A 20,807-nucleotide genomic window follows, 5' to 3' on the forward strand; every position below is an offset into this window, starting at 1 on the left:
CCCCGCGCCGGCGCCGCGGCGGAGCGGGGCCGTCGCCTGACCACGGACCCGCTGGTGCTGGCCCGGCTGGCCAGCGTACGGGCGGCGGTCGAGGCCGAGCAGGGCGATCCGGCACCGGCCGCGCACATGCTGATCGCCGCCGCCGAGGGCGTCGCGCTGATCGCGCCCGCCGAGGCGGCCTCCCTGCTCGCCACAGCCGCCGGCGACGCCTGGTTCGCCGGAGACCGGGTAGCGCTCGGCCGCGCCGCCGACCTCCTGGAGTCGCTCGGCAGGGGCAAGGTGCCCCTCGCGACCGGCGCGGTGCCCCACCCGACCAACGAGGAGCCCCGCCCGACCGGCGCGGAACTCCGAGCGGCCGGCGCGGAGCCCAACCCGACCGGCGCGGGACCCGGAGGGGACGGTGTGGAGGGCCGGTTGGCCGGGGTGGTCGCGGCCGTGCGGGGGATGGAGCGGGTGGCCGCCGGAGATCCGGTCACGGGCGTGCCGCTCCTGCGGGCCGCTCTCCCAGTGGGGGACGTGACCGATCGGATCGCCGGCACCTACGCCGTGTTCGGCGCTCTCATGACCGGCGACGACGACGCGGCCTGCGAGCTGGCCGCCGCCCAGGTGGACGACTGCCGCCGCCGGGGGCTCGTCGGCGCGTTACCGCACGCCCTGCAACTGCTCACCCAGGCGCAGATCCTGCGCGGCAGGCACGCCGAAGCCGCCGAGTCGGGAGCCGAGGCCTGGCGGATCGCGCACGACACCGGGCAGGCGGGGCGGCTGCGGCACCTGCACGGCATCCTGGCCCGCCTGGCCGCCGTACGGGGCGAGGACGAGGAGTGCCGGCGGCTCGCCGCCCAGGCGGAGGGCACCGCCCAGGAGCGCAACGGCTCCGGCTGGGGCGGTTGCGCGCTGACCCTGCTCGACCTGGTACGAGCCCGCTACGAGGCCGCGGCCGAGCGGATGGCGCGGATCCTGGACGGCCCGCTCGGCCACACCGTGATCGTCACGTTCGCCATCGCCGACCACGTCGAGGCCTGCGCCCGGCTGAACCGGCCGGACCGGGCGGCCGAGGCGTTCGCCCGGTTCGACGCCTGGGCCGAGGCCAGCGGCCGGCCGTGGGCGGGGGCGGTCGCGTACCGCTGCCGGGCCCTGCTGGCCGCACGCGGCGAGAGCGAGGCGCACTACGACGCGGCGCTCGCGCTGCACGCCCGGGGCGGGCGGCCGTTCGAGCAGGCGAGGACCCGGCTCCTCTACGGCGAGTGGCTGCGCCGCGCCCGCCGCCGCGCCGACGCCGGTACGCAGCTGCGCGCCGCGCTGGAGGGCTTCACCGCGCTGGGCGCCGCGCCCTGGGCCGAGCGGGCCCGCACCGAGCTGGCCGCGGCGGGCGTGCACGCGGCCGAGCCGAAGCGGGCCGCCGGGAGCGCGGCGCTCGGCACGCTGACCCCTCAGGAGCTCCAGGTCGTCCGGCTGGCCGCGACGGGGGCCACGAACCGGCAGATCGGCGCCCAGCTCTTCCTCAGCCCCAGGACCGTGGGCTTCCATCTCTACAAGGCGTATCCCAAGCTGGGCGTCTCCTCGCGCGCCGAGCTGGCGGGCATCGACCTCGGCCCGCCCGCGTGAGCACACCCGGGACCCTCAGTCGCGCAGCGTGGCGCCGCCGTCGATCGCCCACGTCTGGCCGTTGACCCACTCGGCGTCGTCCGACAGCAGGAACGCCACCGCCGCCGCCAGGTCGGAGGGCTCGCCCAGCCGCGGGCTGCGGGTGATCCGCAACGCCATGGCCTTGAACTCGTCGTCCAGCCTGGACAGCGCGGTCTGGCTGAGCACCAGGCCGGGTGCCACGCCGTTGCACCGGATGCCTTCCTTGCCCCAGCGGGTGGCGATGTGCCGGGTGAGGGTGTTGACGCCCGCCTTGGAGGCGGCGTACGCGGCGCGCACCGGCTCGGGCGTGTTCGCCGCTCCGGAGGAGGTGTTCACGATGGCGCCACCGCCCTGCTCCAGCAGCAGCGGGATGACCGTACGGCAGGTGAGGGCGTAGCCGATCAGGTTCACCTCGAACGTGCGCCGCCAGATGGCCGGGTCCATCCCGGCCACGTCGCCGTCGCGGTCGAGGGTCTCCACCGACACTTCCGCACCAACGTTGAACAGGCCGTCGACGCCGCCGTACTCGGCCACCGCCCGGTCGAACAGGGCGCGTACGGACGGCTCGTCGGCCAGGTCGAAGGGGACGGCCACGGCAGTGCCGCCGGCCTCGGTGATCAGTTTGACGGTCGCCTCGGCGCCGGCCAGGTTGATGTCGCCCACGACCACCTTGGCGCCCTCTTCGCCCAGCCGCGCGGCGGTGGCCGCGCCGATGCCGGAGGCGCCTCCGCAGACGACGATTCGCTTGCCCGTTAAACCGCGCATCGAGCTCTCCTGTCGTGTCGTGGGACGTGGATCTTGGAGCGTGCGTGGAACGGCAGACCTTTCCTCTCTACGGCCTCCGCCGGGCATGGTCAACCGGCCCACGCCATCCGGAAACGCCGCCGCCGCGAACAAGGGAGGGGAAACGATCGTCGGAGCGGAGGGTGCTCGTGGGCACGGGGGACAGATGCGCGCAACAGATCACGGTCGGCCGGGCGGGGGAACTGCCCGCCTGGCTGCTCGACGGCATGTTCCGGCTGCGCCACGAGGTGTTCTACGAACGCCTCCGCTGGGACGTCGGCAGCGTCCACGGCCGCGAACGCGATTCCTACGACGACTGCGATCCGGTCTACGTGATCAGCTACCTGGAGGGCTGCAGGGAGGTCACCGGATGTTGCCGGCTGCTGCCCACCGACGGGCCCTACATGATCCGCGACGTCTTCACCGAGACGCTGCGCGGCGGCCCGGCTCCCCGTGATCCGGCCGTCTGGGAGCTCAGCCGCCTGGCCACCGGCCGCGCCTGGTCGCGTTCCGCGACGGCGGGGTTGGGCCCGCTGGCCCGGACGCTGCTGCGGGAGGCGTTCCGCTGGGTCGACCGGCACGGTCACACCGTTCTCGCGGTGTCCAGCGTGGCCCTGGAACGCAGCGTCAACGCGATGGGCATCCCGACCCACCGCCTCGGCGACGGCCGGGCGACCCGGCTGGGCAGGCTGCTCTGCGCGGCCTACGCCACGTCGACCCGGGATTTTCTGGAGAAAGTGCTCCCCGCTCCGGCAGGGCTGCTGAGCTGCGCGGATGGCCACGTGACAGACCTGGAGTAAGCGCCTTTCACCCGGCCATGGGGATAATCCGGTTGAACGAGTGAGTACTCGCTCATTACGCTGTTCGTCATGAACAGAAGGCGAAGGGTGCCTGCCATGGCGCCGGAAGACCGTCGTGCCGCGCTCATCGCCGCCACGCTCCCCCTGCTGCGCGAACACGGCACCGCGCTGAGCACCCGCCAGATCGCCGAGGCCGCCGGCGTGGCCGAGGGCACGATCTTCGGCGTGTTCCCCGACAAGGCCTCACTGCTGCGGGCGGCGCTGATGAGCGCCTTCGACCCGCAGCCGGTGGTGGACGCGCTGGCCGCCATCGGCACCCACCTGGAGCTGCGGGCGCGGCTGCGCGAGGCGGTCTCGATGTTGCGCAAGGGGATGGCCGCCAACGCCAACCTCATCGCCGCGCCCAGGGAGCTGCTGGCCGACGACGCCGAGTTCGGCGCGCGGATGGTGGAGAGCCGGCGCCGCATACACGCCGCGCTCGCCGCCCTGGTCGAGCCCGACCGCGACCGGCTGCGCCGCTCTCCCGAGGCCACGGCGCAGCTGCTGCTCATGTTGGTCGCGGTGAGCGTGCACCGTGCCTTCGGCCAGGCCGGCGAGTTCGGAGACATGGACGACGAGGAGATCGTCTCCGTGCTGCTCGACGGGTTGCTCGTGCGGCCCGTTCCCGATCCTTCGACAGAAAGCCCCTCTTGATGCTGCTCCGCCTCCTGCGGGTCCAGCTCAGGCCGTACGGGAAAGAGATCACGCTCGTCGTCCTCTTCCAGTTCGTCCAGACGCTGGCCACGCTCTATCTCCCCACCCTCAACGCCGACATCATCGACGACGGTGTCGTCAAAGGCGACACCGGTTACATCCTGCGCATCGGGCTGGTGATGCTCGGGGTGACGCTCGTGCAGATCGTCTGCTCGGTCGTGGCCGTCTACTACGGCGCCCTGATCTCGATGGCCCTGGGCCGGGACCTGCGGGCCGGGATCTTCAACCGGGTGCAGGACTTCTCCGCCCAGGAGGTCAACAGGTTCGGCTCGCCGACCCTGATCACCCGGACCACCAACGACGTGCAGCAGGTCCAGCTGCTCGTCTTAATGACGTTCACGATGATGGTGACCGCGCCGATCATGTGCGTCGGCGGCATCGTGCTGGCGCTGCGCCAGGACGCGGCGCTGTCGTCGCTGCTGCTCGTCGTGCTGCCCGTGATGATCGCCATCGTGGGCCTGATCATCTGGCGGATGCGCCCGCTCTTCCGCACCATGCAGGAGCGCATCGACCGGATCAACCAGGTGCTGCGCGAGCAGATCACCGGCATCCGGGTCATCAGGGCCTTCGTCCGCGACAGGCACGAGCGCGAGCGCTTCGGCGTGGCCAACGAGCGGCTGACCGACGTGTCGCTGCGGGTCGGCCGGCTGATGGCGCTGATGTTCCCCTCGGTCATGCTCGTGGTGAACGTGTCCAGCGTCGCCGTGGTGTGGTTCGGCGGCGACCGCATCGCCGACGGCACCATGCAGGTGGGCGCGCTGACCGCGGTGATCTCCTACCTGATGCAGATCCTCATGTCGGTGATGATGGCGATGTTCATGTTCATGATGATCCCGCGGGCCGAGGTCTGCGCCGAGCGCATCGAGGAGGTGCTCGGCACCGAGCCGACCGTCCACCCGCCGGCCACCCCCGTCATCCCGGAACGGCGGATCGGCGAGCTGGAGCTGCGGTCGGTGGGCTTCCGCTACCCGGGCGCCGAGGAGCCGGTGCTGAGCGAGGTGACCTTCACGGCGCGGCCGGGCCGGACGACCGCGATCATCGGCAGCACGGGCAGCGGCAAGACCACGCTGCTCAACCTCGTCCCGCGGCTGTTCGACGCGAGCGCGGGCGAGGTGCTGGTCGACGGCGTCGACGTACGCGACCTCGACCCCACCATGCTCGCCCGCACCGTCGGCCTGGTCCCGCAGTCGCCCTACCTCTTCTCCGGCACCGTCGCCTCCAACCTGAGGTACGGCCGGCCGGACGCGACCGACGAGGAGCTGTGGCGCGCCCTGGAGGTGGCCCAGGCCCGCGAGTTCGTCGAGGCGATGCCGGGCGGCCTGGACGAGCCGATCTCCCAGGGCGGCACCAACGTCTCCGGCGGCCAGCGCCAGCGCCTGGCCATCGCCAGGACCCTGGTGCACCGGCCGGAGATCTACCTGTTCGACGACTCGTTCTCCGCCCTCGACTACGCCACCGACGCCCGGCTGCGCGCGGCGCTGGCCGAGGAGATCGCCGACGCCACGATGATCATCGTCGCCCAGCGGGTGAACACCATCCGCGACGCCGACCGCATTCTCGTCCTCGAGGACGGCCGCGTGGTCGGCAGCGGCGACCACGCGGAGCTCATGACCACCTGCCCGACCTACCGGGAGATCGTCTTGTCCCAGCTCACCGAGCAGGAGGCGGCGTGACGACCGAGGCGCCCGCGCGCCGCCCCCAGCCCGCCTTCGGCCCCGGCAGGATGATGTCCGGGCCCGCCGAGAAGGCCCTCGACTTCGGCGGCACGCTCCGCCGCGTGCTGCGGCTGCTGCGCCCCGAGCGCGCGCTGCTGATCGTCGTCCTCGCCCTCGGCACGCTCAGCGTCGCGCTGACCGTGATCGGCCCCAAGATCCTCGGCCACGCCACCGACCTGATCTTCTCCGGCATCATCGGGGCCCAGCTGCCCGCGGGGGCCACCAAGGAGGAGGCCGTGGCGGGGCTGCGCGCCCGGGGCCAGGACACCTTCGCCGACATGGTCTCGTCGATGCACGTCGTGCCCGGGCAGGGCATCGACTTCACCGCGCTGGCCGTGGTGCTCGCCTGGGTGCTGGCGATCTACGTGGTGGCGGCGCTGCTCGGGATCGTGCAGTTCCGGCTGACCACGACCGTCGTGCAGCGGGCCGCGTCCCGGCTGCGGGAGCGGATCGAGGCCAAGCTGGGGCGGCTGCCGCTGAGCTACTTCGACGACCAGCCGCGCGGCGAGATCCTCAGCCGCGCCACCAACGACACCGACAACATCGCCCAGACGCTGCAGCAGACGATGAGCCAGCTCATCTCGTCGGCGCTGACCGTGGTGGGCGTGCTGGCGATGATGTTCTGGATCTCGCCGATCCTGGCGCTCATCGCGCTGGTCACGGTGCCGGTGTCGGTCTACGTCACCGCTGTCGTCGGCAAGCGGTCGCAGCCGCAGTTCATCAAGCAGTGGTCGTCGACCGGCAAGCTCAACGGCCACATCGAGGAGATGTACGGCGGGCACACGCTGGTCAAGGTGTTCGGCCGGCAGAAGGAGGCCGCCGAGACCTTCACCGAGCACAACCAGGCCCTGTTCACCTCCAGCTTCCGCGCCCAGTTCATCTCCGGCCTCATCCAGCCGGCGATGATGTTCATCGGCAACCTCAACTACGTGCTGGTCGCCGTGGTGGGCGGGCTCAAGGTGGCCTCGGGCTCGATCTCGCTGGGCGACGTGCAGGCGTTCATCCAGTACTCGCGGCAGTTCAGCCAGCCGCTGACCCAGGTGGCCGGCATGGCGAACCTGGTGCAGTCGGGCATCGCCTCGGCCGAACGGGTCTTCGAGCTGCTGGAGGCGCCCGAGCAGTCCGCCGAGCCCGCCGAGCCCGCGCGGCCCGCGCAGGTCAGGGGCCGCGTCGCGTTCGAGAACGTGTCCTTCCGCTACAAGGAGGACCGGCCGCTGATCGAGGACCTGTCGCTGACCGTGGAGCCCGGCCAGACGGTGGCCATCGTCGGCCCCACCGGGGCGGGCAAGACGACGCTGGTCAACCTCATCATGCGCTTCTACGAGGTGACCGGCGGCCGCATCACGCTCGACGGCGTCGACATCGCCGAGATGTCCAGGGAGGAGCTGCGCGCCAACATCGGCATGGTGCTGCAGGACACCTGGCTGTTCGGCGGCACGATCGCGGAGAACATCGGCTACGGGGCGGAGCACGCCACGCGCGAACACATCGAGGCCGCCGCGCGGGCCGCCCACGTGGACCGCATCGCGCTCACGCTGCCCGACGGCTACGACACGGTGATCGACGAGGAGGGCGCGACGGTCAGCACGGGCGAGAAGCAGCTGATCACGATCGCCCGGGCGTTTCTGTCCGAGCCGGCCATCCTGATCCTCGACGAGGCGACCAGCTCGGTCGACACGCGGACCGAGGTGCTCATCCAGCGAGCCATGAGCTCGCTGCGCCAGGGGCGTACGAGCTTCGTGATCGCCCACCGCCTGTCCACGATCCGCGACGCCAGCCTGATCCTGGTCATGGAGGACGGGCGGATCGTCGAGCAGGGCACCCACGAGTCGCTGCTGGCGGCGGGCGGCGTCTACGCCGGGCTGTACTCGGCCCAGTTCGCCCAGGCCGTCGTGGAGGTCGACTAGAGCGCCCGGCACGGGCCCGCGGGGGTCCGTGCCGGGCGGGCGCTCACCAGCGGTCCCAGTGCAGGACCTCCTCGCGCGGGATGCGGCGGGCGGGCCTGAAGTCGGTGCCGAGGGTGTAGGCCAGCGGGATGAACGCGGCCAGCATGAAGCTCCACACGGCGGGCAGGATCGATCCCCACGCGCCGGCCTGCACGCTCACCGGGGCGCGGTCGGTGCGCCCTTCCACGCCGGGGATGACGAACGCGGGCACGCGGTGGATGTTCTCCGCCAGATGGCGCAGACCGTCGAAGACCCGGTCGGCGCCTGTACGGCCAGGTCCACGCACTCCTCGATCAGCTCCCTGGGCACCGGCCGGGTGAGGTCGAGGCGTTTGCGCACGGCCCGGGTGGTGCTCAGCAACTCGTCGGGGGTGAGGTTCAGCGTCACGGCGGGTCTCCTCGGTCGATGTCATCATCTGCGTACAAACAATTTGCTGGCAGATGATTTGGACCGTACGGCCACCAATCGTCTGATGTCAAACAATCTGTGAGTAGATGGACCTGCGGTAGGATGGGATCATGGCGACCAGCAGGGCGGCCGGGCGGGTGCGGCCGGCGTATTTCCAGCAGCTCGCGGCCGAGCGCCTCGACATCGCGCTGTGCCGGGCCTCGGCCGCCGTGGCGCGCGCCGCCGACGCGCACGCGGGGGAGGAGGGGTTGGGGGTCGGGCAGCACCTCGTGCTCCAGATGCTCGACGCCGTCGGTCCCTGTTCCCAGCAGGCGCTCAGCGAGGAGCTGCGCATCGACCGGAGCGTCATGGTCGGCGTCTGCGACGACCTGGAGCGGGCCGGTCACGTGCGCAGGGAGCGTAACCCCGACGACCGGCGCTCCTACGCCGTCACCATCACCGCCGCCGGCCGCCGGCGGCTCGCCGCCGCCCGGGCGTCGATCCCCGCGTTCCTCGACGACACCTTCTCGGCGCTCACCCCCGACGAGCGCGACCAGCTCGGCGCGCTCCTGGCCAAGCTCCTCTGACGAGCTCGGAGACCATTCATGGCCCCCTTGACAATCGTGGCGCGCGGCCAGCAGGGTTCCCTGACTACGTAGTCATAGCGAGGGCCCCTTACGGACCCTGGATCACACGAGAGGGAGAAGACGTGCAGCGAGTGCTCTTCGGCGCCGCCTACTATCCCGAATACCACCCCGCCGAGCTGCTGGAGACCGACCTGGACCTGATGGCCGAGGCGGGCTTCTCGGTGATCCGGGTGGGCGAGTCGGTGTGGTCCACCTGGGAGCCGGAGAACGGCCGGTTCGACCTGGACTGGTTGCAGCCGACGCTGGACGGGGCGCACGAGCGCGGCATCTCCGTCATCCTCGGCACCCCGACGTACGCGGTGCCGCCGTGGCTGGCCCGGCTGTACCCCGAGATCGCGGGGGAGCGGAGCACCGGGCAACGGATCGGGTGGGGCGCGCGGCAGGAGATGGACTTCACCCACCCCGCCTACCGTTTCCACGCCGAGCGGATCATCCGCAAGGTCGTCGAACGCTACGCCGGCCACCCGTCGGTGATCGGTTTCCAGGTCGACAACGAGCCCGGCCCGTACCTGCCGCACAATCACGGTGTGTTCCAGCGGTTCGTGGACCGGCTGCGCGAGCGGTACGGGGACGTGGAGACGCTGAACCGGGAATGGGGGCTCGTCTACTGGTCGCACCGGCTGTCGACCTGGGCCGACCTGTGGACCCCCGACGGCAACGCCCAGCCCCAGTACACCCAGGCGTGGCGGCGGTTCCAGGCCGACCAGGTCACCGAGTTCATCGCCTGGCAGGCCGGCATCGTGCGCGAGTACGCCCGCGCGGGTCAGTTCGTGACCACCTGCATCGCGTACGACCGGCCGGGCGTGGCCGACGAGGAGCTGACCCGCCGACTGGACGTCACCGCGGGCAACCCGTACTACGCCATGCAGGACGGCCTGGCCCTGCCCGCCCGGCAGGACGTGGGGCAGCACTGGACGACGCAGGGCACGTGGGCGTTCTACCGGGCGGCCGACCGGATGTTCTCCTCGCGGCAGGAGCCGTTCCTGGTCACCGAGACCAACGCGCAGGCCATCGGGGCGTCGTGGGCGAACCAGCCGGCCTATGACGGGCAGTGGCGGCAGGCGGCGTGGGCGCTGGTGTCGCGGGGCGCGTCGATGGTCGAGTACTGGCAGTGGCGGACGCTGGTGTTCGGCACCGAGACGTACTGGGGTGGCGTGCTGCCGCACAGCGGGCGTCCCGGGCGTACGTACCGGGAGATCGCGCGCATCGGGGCGGAGCTGGAGCGGGCGGGCAGCCTGGTCGCTGGGCTGACCCCGGACGCCGACGTGGCGATGCTCTACTCCACGCCGAGCAAGTGGGCGCTGGCCGAGCAGCCCGCGCTGGCGGCGGCCGGCGGCGGGCCGGACCGGCGCTCCTACGAGAGCATCTTCGACGCCTTCTACCGGGGCGCCTTCGAGGCCGGACGGCAGGTGCGGGTGCTGCACGCGGGCCAGGCCGTCGCCGAGGCGCCCGCCGGGCTGGCCGAGCGGCACCCGGTGCTGGTGGCGGCCGGTCTCTACGTGATCGACGACGCCACGCTGGAGTGGCTGCGGGCGTACGCGGCGGCCGGGGGCCACCTGGTGCTGGGGCCGCGCAGCGCGTACGCCGACCACGAGGCGCGGGCCCGCCGCGAGGTGCAGCCGGCCGGACTGTCGGAGGCCGCCGGCGCCTGGTACGACGAGTTCAGCAACCTCGCCGCCGACCTCCCCGTCGAGGCCCGGCCGGGGTTCGCGCTGCCGCCGGACGCGGCGGGCACCCGGTGGGCGGACGGCCTGCACGCCGACGGGGCGCAGGTGCTCGCCGGCTACCGGCACCCGCACTTCGGGCAGTTCGCCGCGATCACCACCCGCGAGCACGGCCGGGGCCGGGTCACCTATGTGGGCACGGTGCCCAACCCGGCACTGGGCCGGGCCCTGTTCGGCTGGCTGGTCCCGGACGCCGGGCCGTGGACGGGCCTGCCGGCCGGGGTCACCTCGACCGGCGCCACCGCGACGGACGGGCGGCGGCTGCGCTTCCTGCACAACTGGTCGTGGGAGGAGGCGGCCGTCGTGGCCCCGGTCGCCGTGCACGACGTCGTTGGGGGGCGAGCTCATGCGGTGGGGGCTGAGCTGCGGCTCGGCCCGTGGGACGTGCGGGTGCTGGTGGAGACGTCGTAGGCGGCCGCCTCAGGGTGCCCGTTCGATGACCGGGCGTGCGCGTACGGTGAGGACCAACGTCCCACGGATCCGGGACCTCGGTCCCGCGCGCCGGGGCGCGTGCCGCGCGAGGCTGGAGGTGAGAGCGGAGGAGGCGCGTGATGACCAGGCACATCGTGGTCGGCGTGGACGGGTCCGCACCGGCGGCCGCGGCCGTGGAGTGGGCGGCGGAAGACGCCCAGCGCAGAGGGTCGGCCGTACGGATCGTGCACATTTGCGAGCAGTGGCGTTACGGCTCCCACGGGGTCGAATACTGCCAAGGGACGCTGGGCGCGGCGGCGGACCGGGTCCGTGCCCTGACGCGCGACGTCGAGGTGAGCACCGACCTGCTCACCGGGAACGTGGTCGACACCCTGATCGCCGAGTCGGCGACCGCGGACAGCGTGGTGCTGGGTAGCCGGGGGCTCGGCGGGTTCGCCGAGATGCTCCTGGGCTCGGTCGGCCTGGGCGTGGCCGGGCACGCCGCCGGGCCGGTGGTGATCGTCCGCGGGCCTTCCGTGGTGCGGTACGGACAGGTGGTCGTCGGGTACGACGGGTCCGAGCACTCCGAGGCCGCCATGCTGTACGCCGTCGACCAGGCCCGGGCCCGCGGAGTTCCGCTGCACGTGGTCTACGCCTGGCAGATGCCGGCCTTCTCCCCGTACGCGATGGCCTACAGCACGATGCTGTCGGACATCTTCGAGGAGGAGACCCGCGCGGCGGCCGAGCGCGTGGTGCCGTGGCGCGAGAAGAACCCCGACGTCACGATCACCGACGACCAGGTGACCGGCCACCCGGTGAACGCGCTGATCCAGGCGGGCGGCACGGCCGACCTGGTGGTCGTGGGCTCGCGCGGCCTCGGCGGCTTCGCCTCCGCGGTGCTCGGCTCGGTCAGCCACGCGGTCCTGCACCACCTGACCTGCCCGATCGCCGTGGTACGCCCGCGTGCGAAGCAACCCTGACCACCCGCGAAGCCGCGTCGAGCCCGGGCCGGCCCGCCGCCGCCCACGGGCCGTGCTCGCGGCGACCGCCTCGCCGGAAACCGGGTGACCGTTGGGGTTGGTGTTACGCCGATCAGCGGTATCTCACTCCTGCGCAGGCACGACCGGGCGCTCCGGCGCCGCCGGCCGAAACCCGGTCCTGACCGGCCGGAAAGCCTCGCCTGATCCAGGAGATTTCACATGTCCAGCAGCAGCACGATCGCCGTCCCCGACACCGAGCTGGCCGAAGCGGCCACCACCCTGGTACGCGAGGCGACCAGCGACCTGATCTACCACCACTCGCGCCGCGTGTACTTCTGGGGCTCCCTCCAGGGCCGCAACCGCGGCCTGAGCTTCGACCCCGAGCTGCTCTACATCGGGGCGATGTTCCACGACCTCGGGCTGAACGAGGAGCACCGCGGCAGCGGCCGGCGCTTCGAGGTGGACGGGGCCGACGCGGCCCGGCGCTTCCTGCAGGAGAACCAGGTGCCGGAGGACAGCATCCGCCGGGTGTGGACGGCCATCGCGCTGCACACCACGCCGGGCATCCCCGAGTTCATGGAGCCGGAGGTGGCGCTGGTCACGGCCGGGGTGGAATATGACGTGCTGGGCATCGGCTACCACGACCTCAGCGACGCGCAGCGCGCCGAGATCACCGCCCTGCACCCCCGGCCGGACTTCAAGCGGGAGATCCTCAAGGCGTTCACCGAGGGCATCGCGCCCAAACCGGAGACCACGTTCGGCAACGTCAAGGCCGACGTCCTCGAGCGGTACGTGCCCGGCTACCGGCGTGGCAACTTCGTCGACACCATCCTCGACTCGCCCTGGCCGGAGTGAGCGCGCGCCTGGTGGTCAGGGCCCTGGCCGGTACAGCCCGACCTGGCGGTAGACGGCCTTGAGGTAGTCGAGCATCTCGGCGGTGTCGGGCGGGTCGGGCTGGAGCACGCGCCAGGTCACCGCCCCGGACATCATGTCGATGAGCACGTCCAGGTCCGCGTCGGCCGCCACGGTGCCGTCCTTCTGGGCGCGCCGCAACATGGCGACCGCCAGCTCGCGGCGCGGCAGTATGTGGTGCTTCCAGTAGACGGCCATCAGCTGCGGGTGGCTGACGGCCGAGCCCATCATCCGGGCGGCCATGGCGCGGAACGCCGGAGTGGCGGCCGTCTCCGCCGCCGCGGGGAGGAGGCGTTCGATGATCTCCTGGGGCGTCAGGGCCTCGACGTCGGCGGGGGAGGGGGTCAGGTCGGCGCTGACCGCCTGTTCGACGGCCTGGGCGATCAGGTCCTCCTTGGTGCTCCAGCGACGGTAGACGGTGAGCTTGCCCACCCCTGCCCGCTTGGCGATCTGTTCCATGCTGGTGCCCTCGACGCCGCGCTCGACGAACAGCTCCAGCGCGGCACGCAGGATCGCGGCGTCGGTCTCGGGGTCGCGGGGGCGTCCGCGCCCTCGGGCAGCGGTCAAGCGAGTGCTCCGTCCAGCCATCGGGTGATCTCGGCGGGGCCGCCCTTGCCGGCCAGATGGGCGTCCGGGCGTACGAGCATATCGGGGAGCGGGCTCGCCGGGCGGAGGTGGACGACCCGCTCGCCCAGCCGCCGGCGGGCCGTCTCGAACAGGTCGTGGCCGCCGAGGACGGCCCAGTGGCCGCGCAGCTCGGCGTGCAGCCGGGTCGGGGTGCCGTCGGGGCGCTCGCAGGCCACGTCCGGGATCCGGTCGCCGGGCCGCGGCCGGCCGCCGCGACCGCCCAGCGGGCCGCGCCGGTAGCTGACCCACAGCTGGGAGGTGGTGTACGTGGCCCAGCGCTGGAGCCAGGACAGGCCGAACACCGGCACCATGATCCGGTCACGCAGGAACCGGCCGGCCGGGCTCGCGGCGATGTTGAGCTTGGTGACCGCGGTGCTGCCACGCAGGACCTGGGTGGCCAGGGGGCGGCGCTCGGCCTCGTACGTGTCCAGCAGCCGCTCACCCGCCCCGCCCCCGATGACCAGGGCCAGTTTCCAGGCGAGGTTCTCGGCGTCGCCCAGCCCGGTGAGCATGCCCTGCCCGCCGAACGGCGCGTGCACGTGCGCGGAGTCCCCGGCCAGCAGAATGCGGCCGCGCCGGTAGGTGTCGGCCAGGCGGCGGTGCACGCTGAACAGCGACCCCCACGTGGCGTCCAGCAGCCGGATGCCGGGCAGGCCGGTCCGCTCCGGCAGGATGCGCCGCATGCGCTCGACGATCTGCTCCTCGCCCGGTTTGTCGTCGCGGAACGTGGCGTCGTAGGCCAGCAGCCGCCACTGGTCGCCGGGCATGGGCATCAGGCCGATCATGCCGTCGGGGTGCACCCAGCCGCTCGTCCCCGAGCGGTCGAGCGTCGTGTCGAGGCGGGCGTCGACGAGCAGGAAGCGCTCGCTGACCTTGACCCCGGGAAAGCCGATGCCGGCGAGCTTGCGCACGGTGCTGCCGGTCCCGTCGCAGCCGACCAGCCAGCCCGCCCGCACGGTACGCCCGTCGCCCAGCACGGCCGTGACCCCCGAGCCGTCCTGGTCGGCCGCCACCAGCCCGGCGTTCCACTCCGGCCGCCCACCCAGCTCGGCCAGCCGGTCGCGCAGGCGCGCCTCGACCCGGGCCTGGGAGATCACCATCGGGGGAGCGGCGGTCCGCAGACCGGGGTCGCCGAACCGGACGCGCATCATCGGCCGGTCCCCGGCGTACGTGGTGATCGTCATCGCCCGCACCGACTCCTCGGGCAGGCCGCCGAGCGCGTCCAGCCGGTCCAGCACCTCCGAGCCGCGCGCGTGCACGAAGTTGGCCCTCGACGTGGTGGCCGGACCCTGAGCCCGGTCCACCACCCGTGCCGAGACGCCGTGCTGCAGCAACGCGCACGCCAGCGCCAGCCCCACCGGCCCGGCACCGACGATCAGGACCTCGGTGTCCACGGAGACCTCCCGATTTATTTACGGAACGGTACCGTAAACAAATAACACGTAGGCAGATGGCGTGTCCAGCACGGTGATCTCAGAGGTCGTGCGCAGGGTCGTGGCGCCCCACGGGGCTCTCCGGCGGCGAGTCGCCGCCCGGTCCTTCCCTGGCCGCGGACACGACCCTGGCCCCCGACCAGGTCCGCATCCTGCGCCGTCCCAGCGTGGGACGGTGAACGTTTGGGCCTCAGCCCCCGACTGAGGCGTGACCATATTATGACTCGCTGTCCGCTTTGTATAGGTATAAGCAGAATTCGTGAGATGAGGTGACGACAGATGAGGTGACGACGCCCACCCCGCTGCTGGCGGACCTCGCTGAGTATCCTTGACCGGGTCGCCGAGCGCGCGGCCGCGAAGGGAACAGGATGCGTCGCTACTCACGTGTCGTGGTCAAGCTCAGCGGCGAGGCGCTGGCGGGCGAGGCCGGATGGGGCACGGACCCGGAGAGCCTGACCCAGCTGGCGAACGAGATCCTCTCGGTGCACCAGCTCGGCGTCGAGATCGCCGTGGTGATCGGGGGCGGCAACTACTTCCGCGGGAGGATGGCGCAGGGCTGGGGCATCGGCAGGGCGGAAGCCGACAACATCGGCATGCTCGGCACGGTCATGAACGCGCTGATGCTCCGCGGCGTGCTGACCGGCCGCTCGGAGACGGACGTACGGGTCATGACCGCGATGCCCATGGAGAGCGTGGCCGAGCCCTTCATCCGGCTCCGCGCCGACCGGCACCTGCGCCGCGGCCTGATCGTGCTCCTCGCCGGCGGCATCGGCCAGCCGTACGTGACCACCGACTACCCGGCCGTGCAGCGGGCCCTGGAGCTCGAGGCCGATGCGCTCCTGGTGGCCAAGCGCGGGGTGGACGGCGTGTACGACAGCGACCCCAACGCCAACCCGCACGCGAAGCGCTACACCAACCTGACCTACCGGGAGGCCCTCGCGGCCGGCGTGCGGGTCATGGACCAGAGCGCCTTCGTGCTCGCCGACGAGCAGGGCCTCCTCATGCACGTCTTCGACGTGGCGGCCAGGGGCGTCATGCGGGCGATCTGCGAGGGCGAGGACGTCGGCACCCGCATCACCAGCGACACCACGGCATGATGAGCAAAGCGGATCTCGCCCGCCGGGTCGGCGCCGGTTGCAGGCTGACCGGCCGGTTCGTCCTGCGCTCGGGGCGCGTGGCCACGGAATACTTCGACAAATACCAGTTCGAGGCGGACCCCGTACTCCTGGACGAGCTGGCCTCTTCGATGGCGCCGCTGGTCCCTCCGGAGACCGAGGTGCTGGCCGGCCTGGAGATGGGCGGCATCGCGGTGGTCACGGCGCTGGGCCGGCACACCGGGCTGCCGTGCGCGTTCGTCCGCAAGACGGCGAAGCCCTACGGCACCGCCCGGCTGGCCGAGGGCGCCGAGGTCAAGGGGCGGCGAGTCCTGGTCGTCGAGGACGTGGTGACCTCGGGCGGCCAGATAGCCATCTCCACGGGCCGGCTGCGCGAGCTGGGGGCCCGGATCGACCACGCCCTGTGCGTCATCGATCGGCAGGAGGGCGGCGCGCAGGCCCTGGCCGCGCACGGGATCGGCCTCCTCGCGCTCCTGACCCGCTCGGACCTGGACCGAGCCTGACGGCTCCACCGGAGGGACCTGATCCGGACGCGAACCCGGACCCGGACCCGGACAGTTTCGACCTCCGCTCCATCCCCTGACGGTGGGCGGCGATGCTCCCGTCACGTCAAAGGCGTCAGGTCGGTCTCCGGGACCCAGACCCGCGGATCGGACGGCGGCGGGAGCGCAGGGGCAGGCAGGTGCCTCAGCAGCGTGCGCAGGAGGGGCCGCGGGTTGCGCCGGTGCCAGACCACCGACCAGGGCAGCAGCGGTGTCGGGTCGGCGATCGGGATGCGGCGCAGGCCGCTGCCCACCGGGTCGATGCTCATCTCGCCCAGCCCCACCGCCGACTTCTCCCGCAGGAACTGCTCCACGAGATGGTCCAGGCCGATGGCCGGGGCGTTGAAGCGCAACGGCATGCCGAACCGGGCGGCCAGCCGTTCGAGGTAGCCGCGCCACTCCGCCGCGCCCGCCGGGTCGGGCATCGCGATGCCCGCCTCGCGCAGGTCGGCGGGCCGCAGCACATGGCGGTCCGCCAGGCGGTGGTCCTCGGGGACGAAGGCGTGGATCGGCTCCAGGTGGACGAGCCGGTACGCCAGCTCGGCGGGCCAGGGCGCCGGCGTGTCGTGGACCCGGCCGAACGCCGCGTCGATCTCCTGGCGGCGCAGGGTCGGCAACGCCGGTGACAGCCCTTGCCGCATGCTGAGCTCGACGCGTACCCGGGGATCGAGCTCGCTCACCCGGCGGACGATCCGCAGCGGCGTGAACCGCTCGTCGTACACGTCCACCCGCAGCGGCTCGTCCACCGCGCGTACCGTACGGACCGCCCGGTCGAACGCCGACACCGCCTCCACGGCGTGCGGCAGCAACCGCCGCCCCGCCTCGGTCAGCTCCACGGCGCGCGTGGTCCGCTCGAACAGCGGCACCGCGAGTGCCTGCTCCAGCCGGCGGATCCGCTTCGACAACGCCTGCTGGCTGATGAACAGCCGCTGGCCGGCCCGCCCGAAGTGCAGCTCCTCCGCCGTGACGACGAACGCGCGCAGGCCCTCGATGTCTGCCTCCACGCCGCGAGCCTGGAATCAAAACCGCTGGTTGTCAATTCGGCCGGGATGGCTGTTGGACGTCACCGGCCTCCCGCGTGTTGGCTGGCACCTGCCGGAGGGGGTAACGACATGGAGATCGTGGAAATCCGTCCTGAGCTGCATCTGCTGCTGCTCGAGTTCGGCCAGGCGTACCTGTGGAACGACGCGGGCGCGCTCACGCTCGTCGACACCGGGATCGCCACGTCAGGCGGCGAGATCGCGAGCGCGATCGAGGAGCTGGGCTTTCGTACGAGCGACGTCAAGCGCGTCGTGCTCACCCACTTCCACGAGGACCACTGCGGCGGCGCGGCCGAGGTCAGCGGCTGGGGGGACGTCAGCGTGCTGGCCCACCGGCTGGAGGCGCCGGTCATCCGCGGCGAACGGCCCGCCCCGCCGCCGCTCTTCACGGACGAGGAGCGGGCCCTGCACCGCAGCCTCGGCGCCCACCTGCTGCCGCCCGCGCCCGCCTGCCGGGTGGATCGCGAGCTGGAGGACGGTGACCTGATCGACGTCGGCGGCGGCGCCCGGGTGATCCACACCCCCGGCCACACCGACGGCAGCATCGCCGTCCACCTGCCGCGCGCGGGCGTGCTCTTCACCGGGGACACCGTCGCGCACGTCGGCGGCCGGGTCATGCCCGGCGTGTTCAACCTCGACCGGGCCGAGATGCTGCGCTCCTTCCGCCGGCTCGCGGAGATCGACGTGCCGCTGGCCTGCGTCGGCCACGGCGAACCCATCACCGACGCCCACGCCGCCCTCACCAAGGTCCTCATGGAGGATTGACAACAAGCCGGACCCGGACTCTCACCCCGGCCGCGCATGGGGCGGGTCAGGGTGGGTACTGGCCGCGCACCGCGTCGAAAGGTGAGTGGCACATGGGCTTGGGGATCGCGCTGAAGCGCCGGTTCGGGCGGCGGGGGCGGCGGTTACGGGCGACGGCCAGGCGGCGGTTCGGCTGGCGGGGGCTGCGGCCGGGGCAGCAGGAGGCGATGGAGCACCTGCTCGCCGGGCGTGACGTCCTGCTCGTCATGCCCACGGGAGCGGGGAAGTCGGCCGTCTACCAGGTGCCCGCCCAGCTCCTCGACGGCCCGGCGATCGTCGTCTCGCCGCTCATCGCGCTCCAGCGCGACCAGGTGACCGGCCTGCTCAAGGCCGATGCCGGCGGCGCCGTGGCGGTGAACTCGACCACCTCCGTCGAGGCCGGGCTGGAGCTGGTCACGGCCGGGGAGGCGGGGTTCGTGTTCCTGTCGCCGGAGCAGCTCGCCAAGACCGAGGTCGTCGAACGGCTCGCGCGGGCCCGGCCCTCGCTCATCGCGATCGACGAGGCGCACTGCGTCTCGTCCTGGGGCCACGACTTCCGCCCCGACTACCGGCGGCTCGGCAAGGTCATCGAACGGCTCGGGCACCCGCCGGTGGTGGCGCTGACGGCGACCGCGGCGCCGAACGTGCGCGAGGACATCGTCGCCTCGCTCGGCCTCGCCGACCCGGTGGAGATCGTCAGGGGGTTCGACCGGCCGAACATCACGCTGGAGGTGCGACGCTTCGTCCGCGAGGAGGACAAGAGGCGGCAGCTGATCTCGTACGCCGCCGGGCGGCCGGGCCTCGGCCTGGTGTACGTCGCCACCCGCAAGGAGACCGAGGAGTACGCCGCAGCGCTCGCCGATCTGGGCCGCCGGGCCGAGCCCTACCACGGCGGGATGCGGACCTCCGAGCGCACCCGCGTACAGGAGCTGTTCACCGCGGGCGACCTGGACACCGTGGTGGCGACGTCGGCGTTCGGGATGGGCATCGACTCGCCCGACGTACGGTACGTGCTGCACGCCGAGCCACCGGAGTCCCCCGACGCCTACTACCAGGAGATCGGCCGGGCGGGCCGGGACGGCGCGCCCGCCTCGGCGGTGCTGTTCTACCGGCAGGAGGACCTGGGGCTGCGCCGGTTCTTCGCCGGCGGCCGGGCCGACCGCGAGGCGCTGCTGCGGGTGGCCACGCTGGTCCGCGAGCACGCCGGTACGGTGCCCGCCCGCGAGCTGGCCGCGCTGCTGCGGGTGACCACGTCCCACCTCACCAGGCTCGTCAACCTGCTGGAACAGGCGGGCGCGCTCACCGCGACCGGCACCGGCGACCTGCGCTACACCGCACGCGGGCTCACTCCGGAACGCGCCGCCGAGCGGGCCGCCGCGCTGGACGAGACGCGGCACCGCGTGGACGAGTCACGGATCGAGATGATGCGCGGCTACGCCGCGACCAGGGGCTGCCGCCGCCGGTTCCTGCTCGAATACTTCGGCGAGCCGTACGCGGGCAGGTGCGGCTCGTGCGACACCTGCCACGGCGGCGCCGGCCCCGAGCCCGACGCCGGGGCTGGGCCGTTCGCCGTGCAGGCGAAGGTGACGCACAAGACGTGGGGGCCGGGCACGGTCATGAGGCGCGAACCCGACCGGATCACCGTGCTGTTCGACACGGTCGGTTACAAGACGCTGTCGCTGGCCGCCGTGGAGGACGTCCTGCGCCCCGAGCGCATCTGAACGGAATGAAAGGTCTGGGTCGTGGCGGGAAGACTCCCCCTCCGAGTCTCCCCGCGGCGACCGCTGCTCAGCCGGAGGTGCGGCAGGCCGCTCCCTTGCAGGAGCTCAGCTCCGCCATGCGCTTGTCCAGCCGGGCCACCAGGGCGGTGTGCCGCTGCCGCCCGGCCTTCGACGAGGTAGACCTCCTTGGTGTCGCCTTCGGTGTACTCCTGGAAGATGCCTTCCCGGTGGGTCACGCCCGAGCCGGCGTACTGCCCCAGGAAGTCCTTGCGCCACCCGCTCGGCGTACGGCCGCCCAGCAGCGGCACCCGCGTGGACTCGGCGCGAGCAGCACAAGGAGGCGACGCGGCGGGCCTTGCAGGAGGCCGCCACGCGCATGTTCGAGGAGCGCGGATTCGCCGAGACCACGGTGCGCGACATCGCCGAGGCCGTGGGCGTGACCGAGCGGACCTTCTTCCGCTACTTCCCGTCCAAGGAGGACCTCGTCCTGGGGAGGTCATCGACCTGTTCCCGGAGTTCGCGCGGCTGGTGCGGGCCAGGCCCGTGGCCGAGAGGCCGTACGTGGCGGTGCGCACGCCCTGCTCGACCTGGCCGGCACCCGTACGACGGGGCTGGCCCTGCGTGCCTCGGTGCTGGCGCGCCAGCGTGGCCGCGCTGCGCGCCACCGTCCTCGCCTTTCATGAGCTCCCCGAGGAGGAGCGCCGGCTTGAGACAGCCCGGCGCCTGGCCGACCAGGCGTTCGCCATCCTGCGCGACAACCCTGGCTGACCGGCGGCCCCCACGTAGGCCCCGGGAGTTGGCGTTCGCACGGGCAGCCCACGTCCGCCCAGGACCCCGCTGTCCGCACGGCGCTCGGACGGGC

The 20,807-nt window shown here is 72.5% G+C and carries 19 protein-coding genes and 1 pseudogene; 15 read left to right on the plus strand and 5 right to left on the minus strand.

From position 1 onward, the window contains the following. The coding region (locus tag AB0J69_RS55645; protein WP_364136293.1) for a LuxR C-terminal-related transcriptional regulator at nt 1-1,605 on the plus strand (1,605 nt) is incomplete at its 5' end. A 15-nt stretch (nt 1,606-1,620) separates the two neighbouring features. On the opposite strand, the gene AB0J69_RS55650 is transcribed toward AB0J69_RS55645, so the two are convergent. Beyond that, the gene (locus AB0J69_RS55650) at nt 1,621-2,391 is read right to left on the minus strand and encodes an SDR family NAD(P)-dependent oxidoreductase (protein ID WP_364136295.1); all 771 of its coding nucleotides are present in this window, start codon (nt 2,389-2,391) and stop codon (nt 1,621-1,623) included. Between the two features lie 167 nt (nt 2,392-2,558). Here AB0J69_RS55650 and AB0J69_RS55655 point away from each other — a divergent pair, with 167 nt between their 5' ends. The 4 genes from AB0J69_RS55655 to AB0J69_RS55670 all read left to right on the plus strand — a co-directional run bounded on the left by AB0J69_RS55655 (nt 2,559) and on the right by AB0J69_RS55670 (nt 7,584). Continuing rightward, on the plus strand, nt 2,559-3,209 hold the full coding sequence (locus tag AB0J69_RS55655) for an acyl-homoserine-lactone synthase (protein ID WP_364136297.1): 651 nt from the start codon (nt 2,559-2,561) through the stop codon (nt 3,207-3,209). A gap of 96 nt (nt 3,210-3,305) precedes the next feature. Further along, the gene (locus AB0J69_RS55660; RefSeq protein WP_364136299.1) at nt 3,306-3,902 is read left to right on the plus strand and encodes a helix-turn-helix domain-containing protein; all 597 of its coding nucleotides are present in this window, start codon (nt 3,306-3,308) and stop codon (nt 3,900-3,902) included. Beyond that, complete coding sequence (locus AB0J69_RS55665) at nt 3,902-5,635, plus strand: ABC transporter ATP-binding protein (RefSeq protein ID WP_364136359.1); 1,734 nt, start codon at nt 3,902-3,904, stop codon at nt 5,633-5,635. Before AB0J69_RS55660 ends, AB0J69_RS55665 begins: the two co-directional genes overlap by 1 nt. Beyond that, nucleotides 5,632-7,584, plus strand: coding sequence for an ABC transporter ATP-binding protein (locus AB0J69_RS55670; protein WP_364136301.1), 1,953 nt, complete (start codon nt 5,632-5,634; stop codon nt 7,582-7,584). The genes AB0J69_RS55665 and AB0J69_RS55670 overlap by 4 nt, the downstream gene beginning before the upstream one ends. A 43-nt stretch (nt 7,585-7,627) precedes the next feature. Here AB0J69_RS55670 and AB0J69_RS55675 read toward each other — a convergent pair whose 3' ends face one another. After that, nucleotides 7,628-7,909, minus strand: coding sequence for a hypothetical protein (locus AB0J69_RS55675; RefSeq protein WP_364136303.1), 282 nt, complete (start codon nt 7,907-7,909; stop codon nt 7,628-7,630). Nucleotides 7,910-8,141: 232 nt separating this feature from the next. On the opposite strand from AB0J69_RS55675, the gene AB0J69_RS55680 reads away from it, so the two are divergent. From AB0J69_RS55680 to AB0J69_RS55695, 4 genes are all read left to right on the plus strand, one after another. Further along, nucleotides 8,142-8,597 (plus strand): MarR family winged helix-turn-helix transcriptional regulator, encoded by a 456-nt coding sequence (locus tag AB0J69_RS55680; protein ID WP_364136305.1) that lies wholly within the window; start codon nt 8,142-8,144, stop codon nt 8,595-8,597. Nucleotides 8,598-8,719: 122 nt separating this feature from the next. Next, nucleotides 8,720-10,792, plus strand: a complete 2,073-nt coding sequence (locus AB0J69_RS55685; protein WP_364136307.1) for a beta-galactosidase — start codon at nt 8,720-8,722, stop codon at nt 10,790-10,792. Nucleotides 10,793-10,932: 140 nt separating this feature from the next. Further along, nucleotides 10,933-11,772 carry a universal stress protein gene (locus AB0J69_RS55690; protein WP_364136309.1) on the plus strand — a complete coding sequence of 280 codons (840 nt, stop codon included), beginning with the start codon at nt 10,933-10,935 and terminating at the stop codon, nt 11,770-11,772. Between the two features lie 219 nt (nt 11,773-11,991). Beyond that, entirely contained in the window at nt 11,992-12,627 is a 636-nt protein-coding gene (locus tag AB0J69_RS55695; protein WP_364136311.1) for an HD domain-containing protein, read from the plus strand. A 15-nt stretch (nt 12,628-12,642) separates the two neighbouring features. Here the strand turns inward: AB0J69_RS55695 and AB0J69_RS55700 are convergent, their stop codons facing one another. Both AB0J69_RS55700 and AB0J69_RS55705 read right to left on the minus strand, forming a co-directional pair. After that, nucleotides 12,643-13,251: a TetR/AcrR family transcriptional regulator gene (locus AB0J69_RS55700; protein WP_364136313.1), complete on the minus strand. Its 609-nt coding sequence runs from the start codon at nt 13,249-13,251 to the stop codon at nt 12,643-12,645. Further along, the gene (locus tag AB0J69_RS55705) at nt 13,248-14,705 is read right to left on the minus strand and encodes an FAD-dependent monooxygenase (protein WP_364136315.1); all 1,458 of its coding nucleotides are present in this window, start codon (nt 14,703-14,705) and stop codon (nt 13,248-13,250) included. The genes AB0J69_RS55700 and AB0J69_RS55705 overlap by 4 nt, the downstream gene beginning before the upstream one ends. A gap of 407 nt (nt 14,706-15,112) precedes the next feature. Between AB0J69_RS55705 and pyrH the strand changes: the two genes are divergently transcribed. Further along, complete coding sequence (gene pyrH, locus AB0J69_RS55710; protein WP_364136317.1) at nt 15,113-15,841, plus strand: UMP kinase; 729 nt, start codon at nt 15,113-15,115, stop codon at nt 15,839-15,841. Then, nucleotides 15,841-16,362, plus strand: coding sequence for a phosphoribosyltransferase family protein (locus AB0J69_RS55715; RefSeq protein WP_364136319.1), 522 nt, complete (start codon nt 15,841-15,843; stop codon nt 16,360-16,362). Before pyrH ends, AB0J69_RS55715 begins: the two co-directional genes overlap by 1 nt. Before the next feature lie 101 nt (nt 16,363-16,463). Here the strand turns inward: AB0J69_RS55715 and AB0J69_RS55720 are convergent, their stop codons facing one another. Then, a complete protein-coding gene (locus AB0J69_RS55720; protein WP_364136321.1) occupies nt 16,464-17,405 on the minus strand; it encodes a LysR family transcriptional regulator in 942 nt (313 codons plus the stop codon). A gap of 108 nt (nt 17,406-17,513) precedes the next feature. Here AB0J69_RS55720 and AB0J69_RS55725 point away from each other — a divergent pair, with 108 nt between their 5' ends. The 4 genes and pseudogenes from AB0J69_RS55725 to AB0J69_RS55740 all read left to right on the plus strand — a co-directional run bounded on the left by AB0J69_RS55725 (nt 17,514) and on the right by AB0J69_RS55740 (nt 20,713). Next, the gene (locus AB0J69_RS55725; protein WP_364136323.1) at nt 17,514-18,206 is read left to right on the plus strand and encodes an MBL fold metallo-hydrolase; all 693 of its coding nucleotides are present in this window, start codon (nt 17,514-17,516) and stop codon (nt 18,204-18,206) included. A 92-nt stretch (nt 18,207-18,298) separates the two neighbouring features. Further along, a complete protein-coding gene (locus AB0J69_RS55730) occupies nt 18,299-19,945 on the plus strand; it encodes a RecQ family ATP-dependent DNA helicase (RefSeq protein WP_364136325.1) in 1,647 nt (548 codons plus the stop codon). A gap of 148 nt (nt 19,946-20,093) precedes the next feature. Further along, nucleotides 20,094-20,423, plus strand: a pseudogene (locus AB0J69_RS55735) (TetR family transcriptional regulator); the annotation flags it as partial. A 65-nt stretch (nt 20,424-20,488) separates the two neighbouring features. Next, nucleotides 20,489-20,713, plus strand: coding sequence for a hypothetical protein (locus tag AB0J69_RS55740; RefSeq protein ID WP_364136363.1), 225 nt, complete (start codon nt 20,489-20,491; stop codon nt 20,711-20,713). Nucleotides 20,714-20,807: the final 94 nt, after the last annotated feature.

It is taken from the genome of Nonomuraea sp. NPDC049709, assembly GCF_040674815.1.
GTDB lineage: Bacteria > Actinomycetota > Actinomycetes > Streptosporangiales > Streptosporangiaceae > Nonomuraea.

Excerpts from the sequence above, each read along its gene's own strand:
- AB0J69_RS55665 (WP_364136359.1), top strand. The coding sequence starts at position 3,902 with ATGCTGCTCCGCCTCCTGCGGGTCCAGCTCAGGCCGTACGGGAAAGAG.
- AB0J69_RS55695 (WP_364136311.1), top strand. The coding sequence starts at position 11,992 with ATGTCCAGCAGCAGCACGATCGCCGTCCCCGACACCGAGCTGGCCGAA.
- AB0J69_RS55715 (WP_364136319.1), top strand. The coding sequence starts at position 15,841 with ATGAGCAAAGCGGATCTCGCCCGCCGGGTCGGCGCCGGTTGCAGGCTG.
- AB0J69_RS55690 (WP_364136309.1), top strand. The coding sequence starts at position 10,933 with ATGACCAGGCACATCGTGGTCGGCGTGGACGGGTCCGCACCGGCGGCC.
- AB0J69_RS55730 (WP_364136325.1), top strand. The coding sequence starts at position 18,299 with ATGGGCTTGGGGATCGCGCTGAAGCGCCGGTTCGGGCGGCGGGGGCGG.
- AB0J69_RS55680 (WP_364136305.1), top strand. The coding sequence starts at position 8,142 with ATGGCGACCAGCAGGGCGGCCGGGCGGGTGCGGCCGGCGTATTTCCAG.
- AB0J69_RS55660 (WP_364136299.1), top strand. The coding sequence starts at position 3,306 with ATGGCGCCGGAAGACCGTCGTGCCGCGCTCATCGCCGCCACGCTCCCC.
- AB0J69_RS55650 (WP_364136295.1), bottom strand. The coding sequence starts at position 2,391 with ATGCGCGGTTTAACGGGCAAGCGAATCGTCGTCTGCGGAGGCGCCTCC.
- AB0J69_RS55725 (WP_364136323.1), top strand. The coding sequence starts at position 17,514 with ATGGAGATCGTGGAAATCCGTCCTGAGCTGCATCTGCTGCTGCTCGAG.
- pyrH (WP_364136317.1), top strand. The coding sequence starts at position 15,113 with ATGCGTCGCTACTCACGTGTCGTGGTCAAGCTCAGCGGCGAGGCGCTG.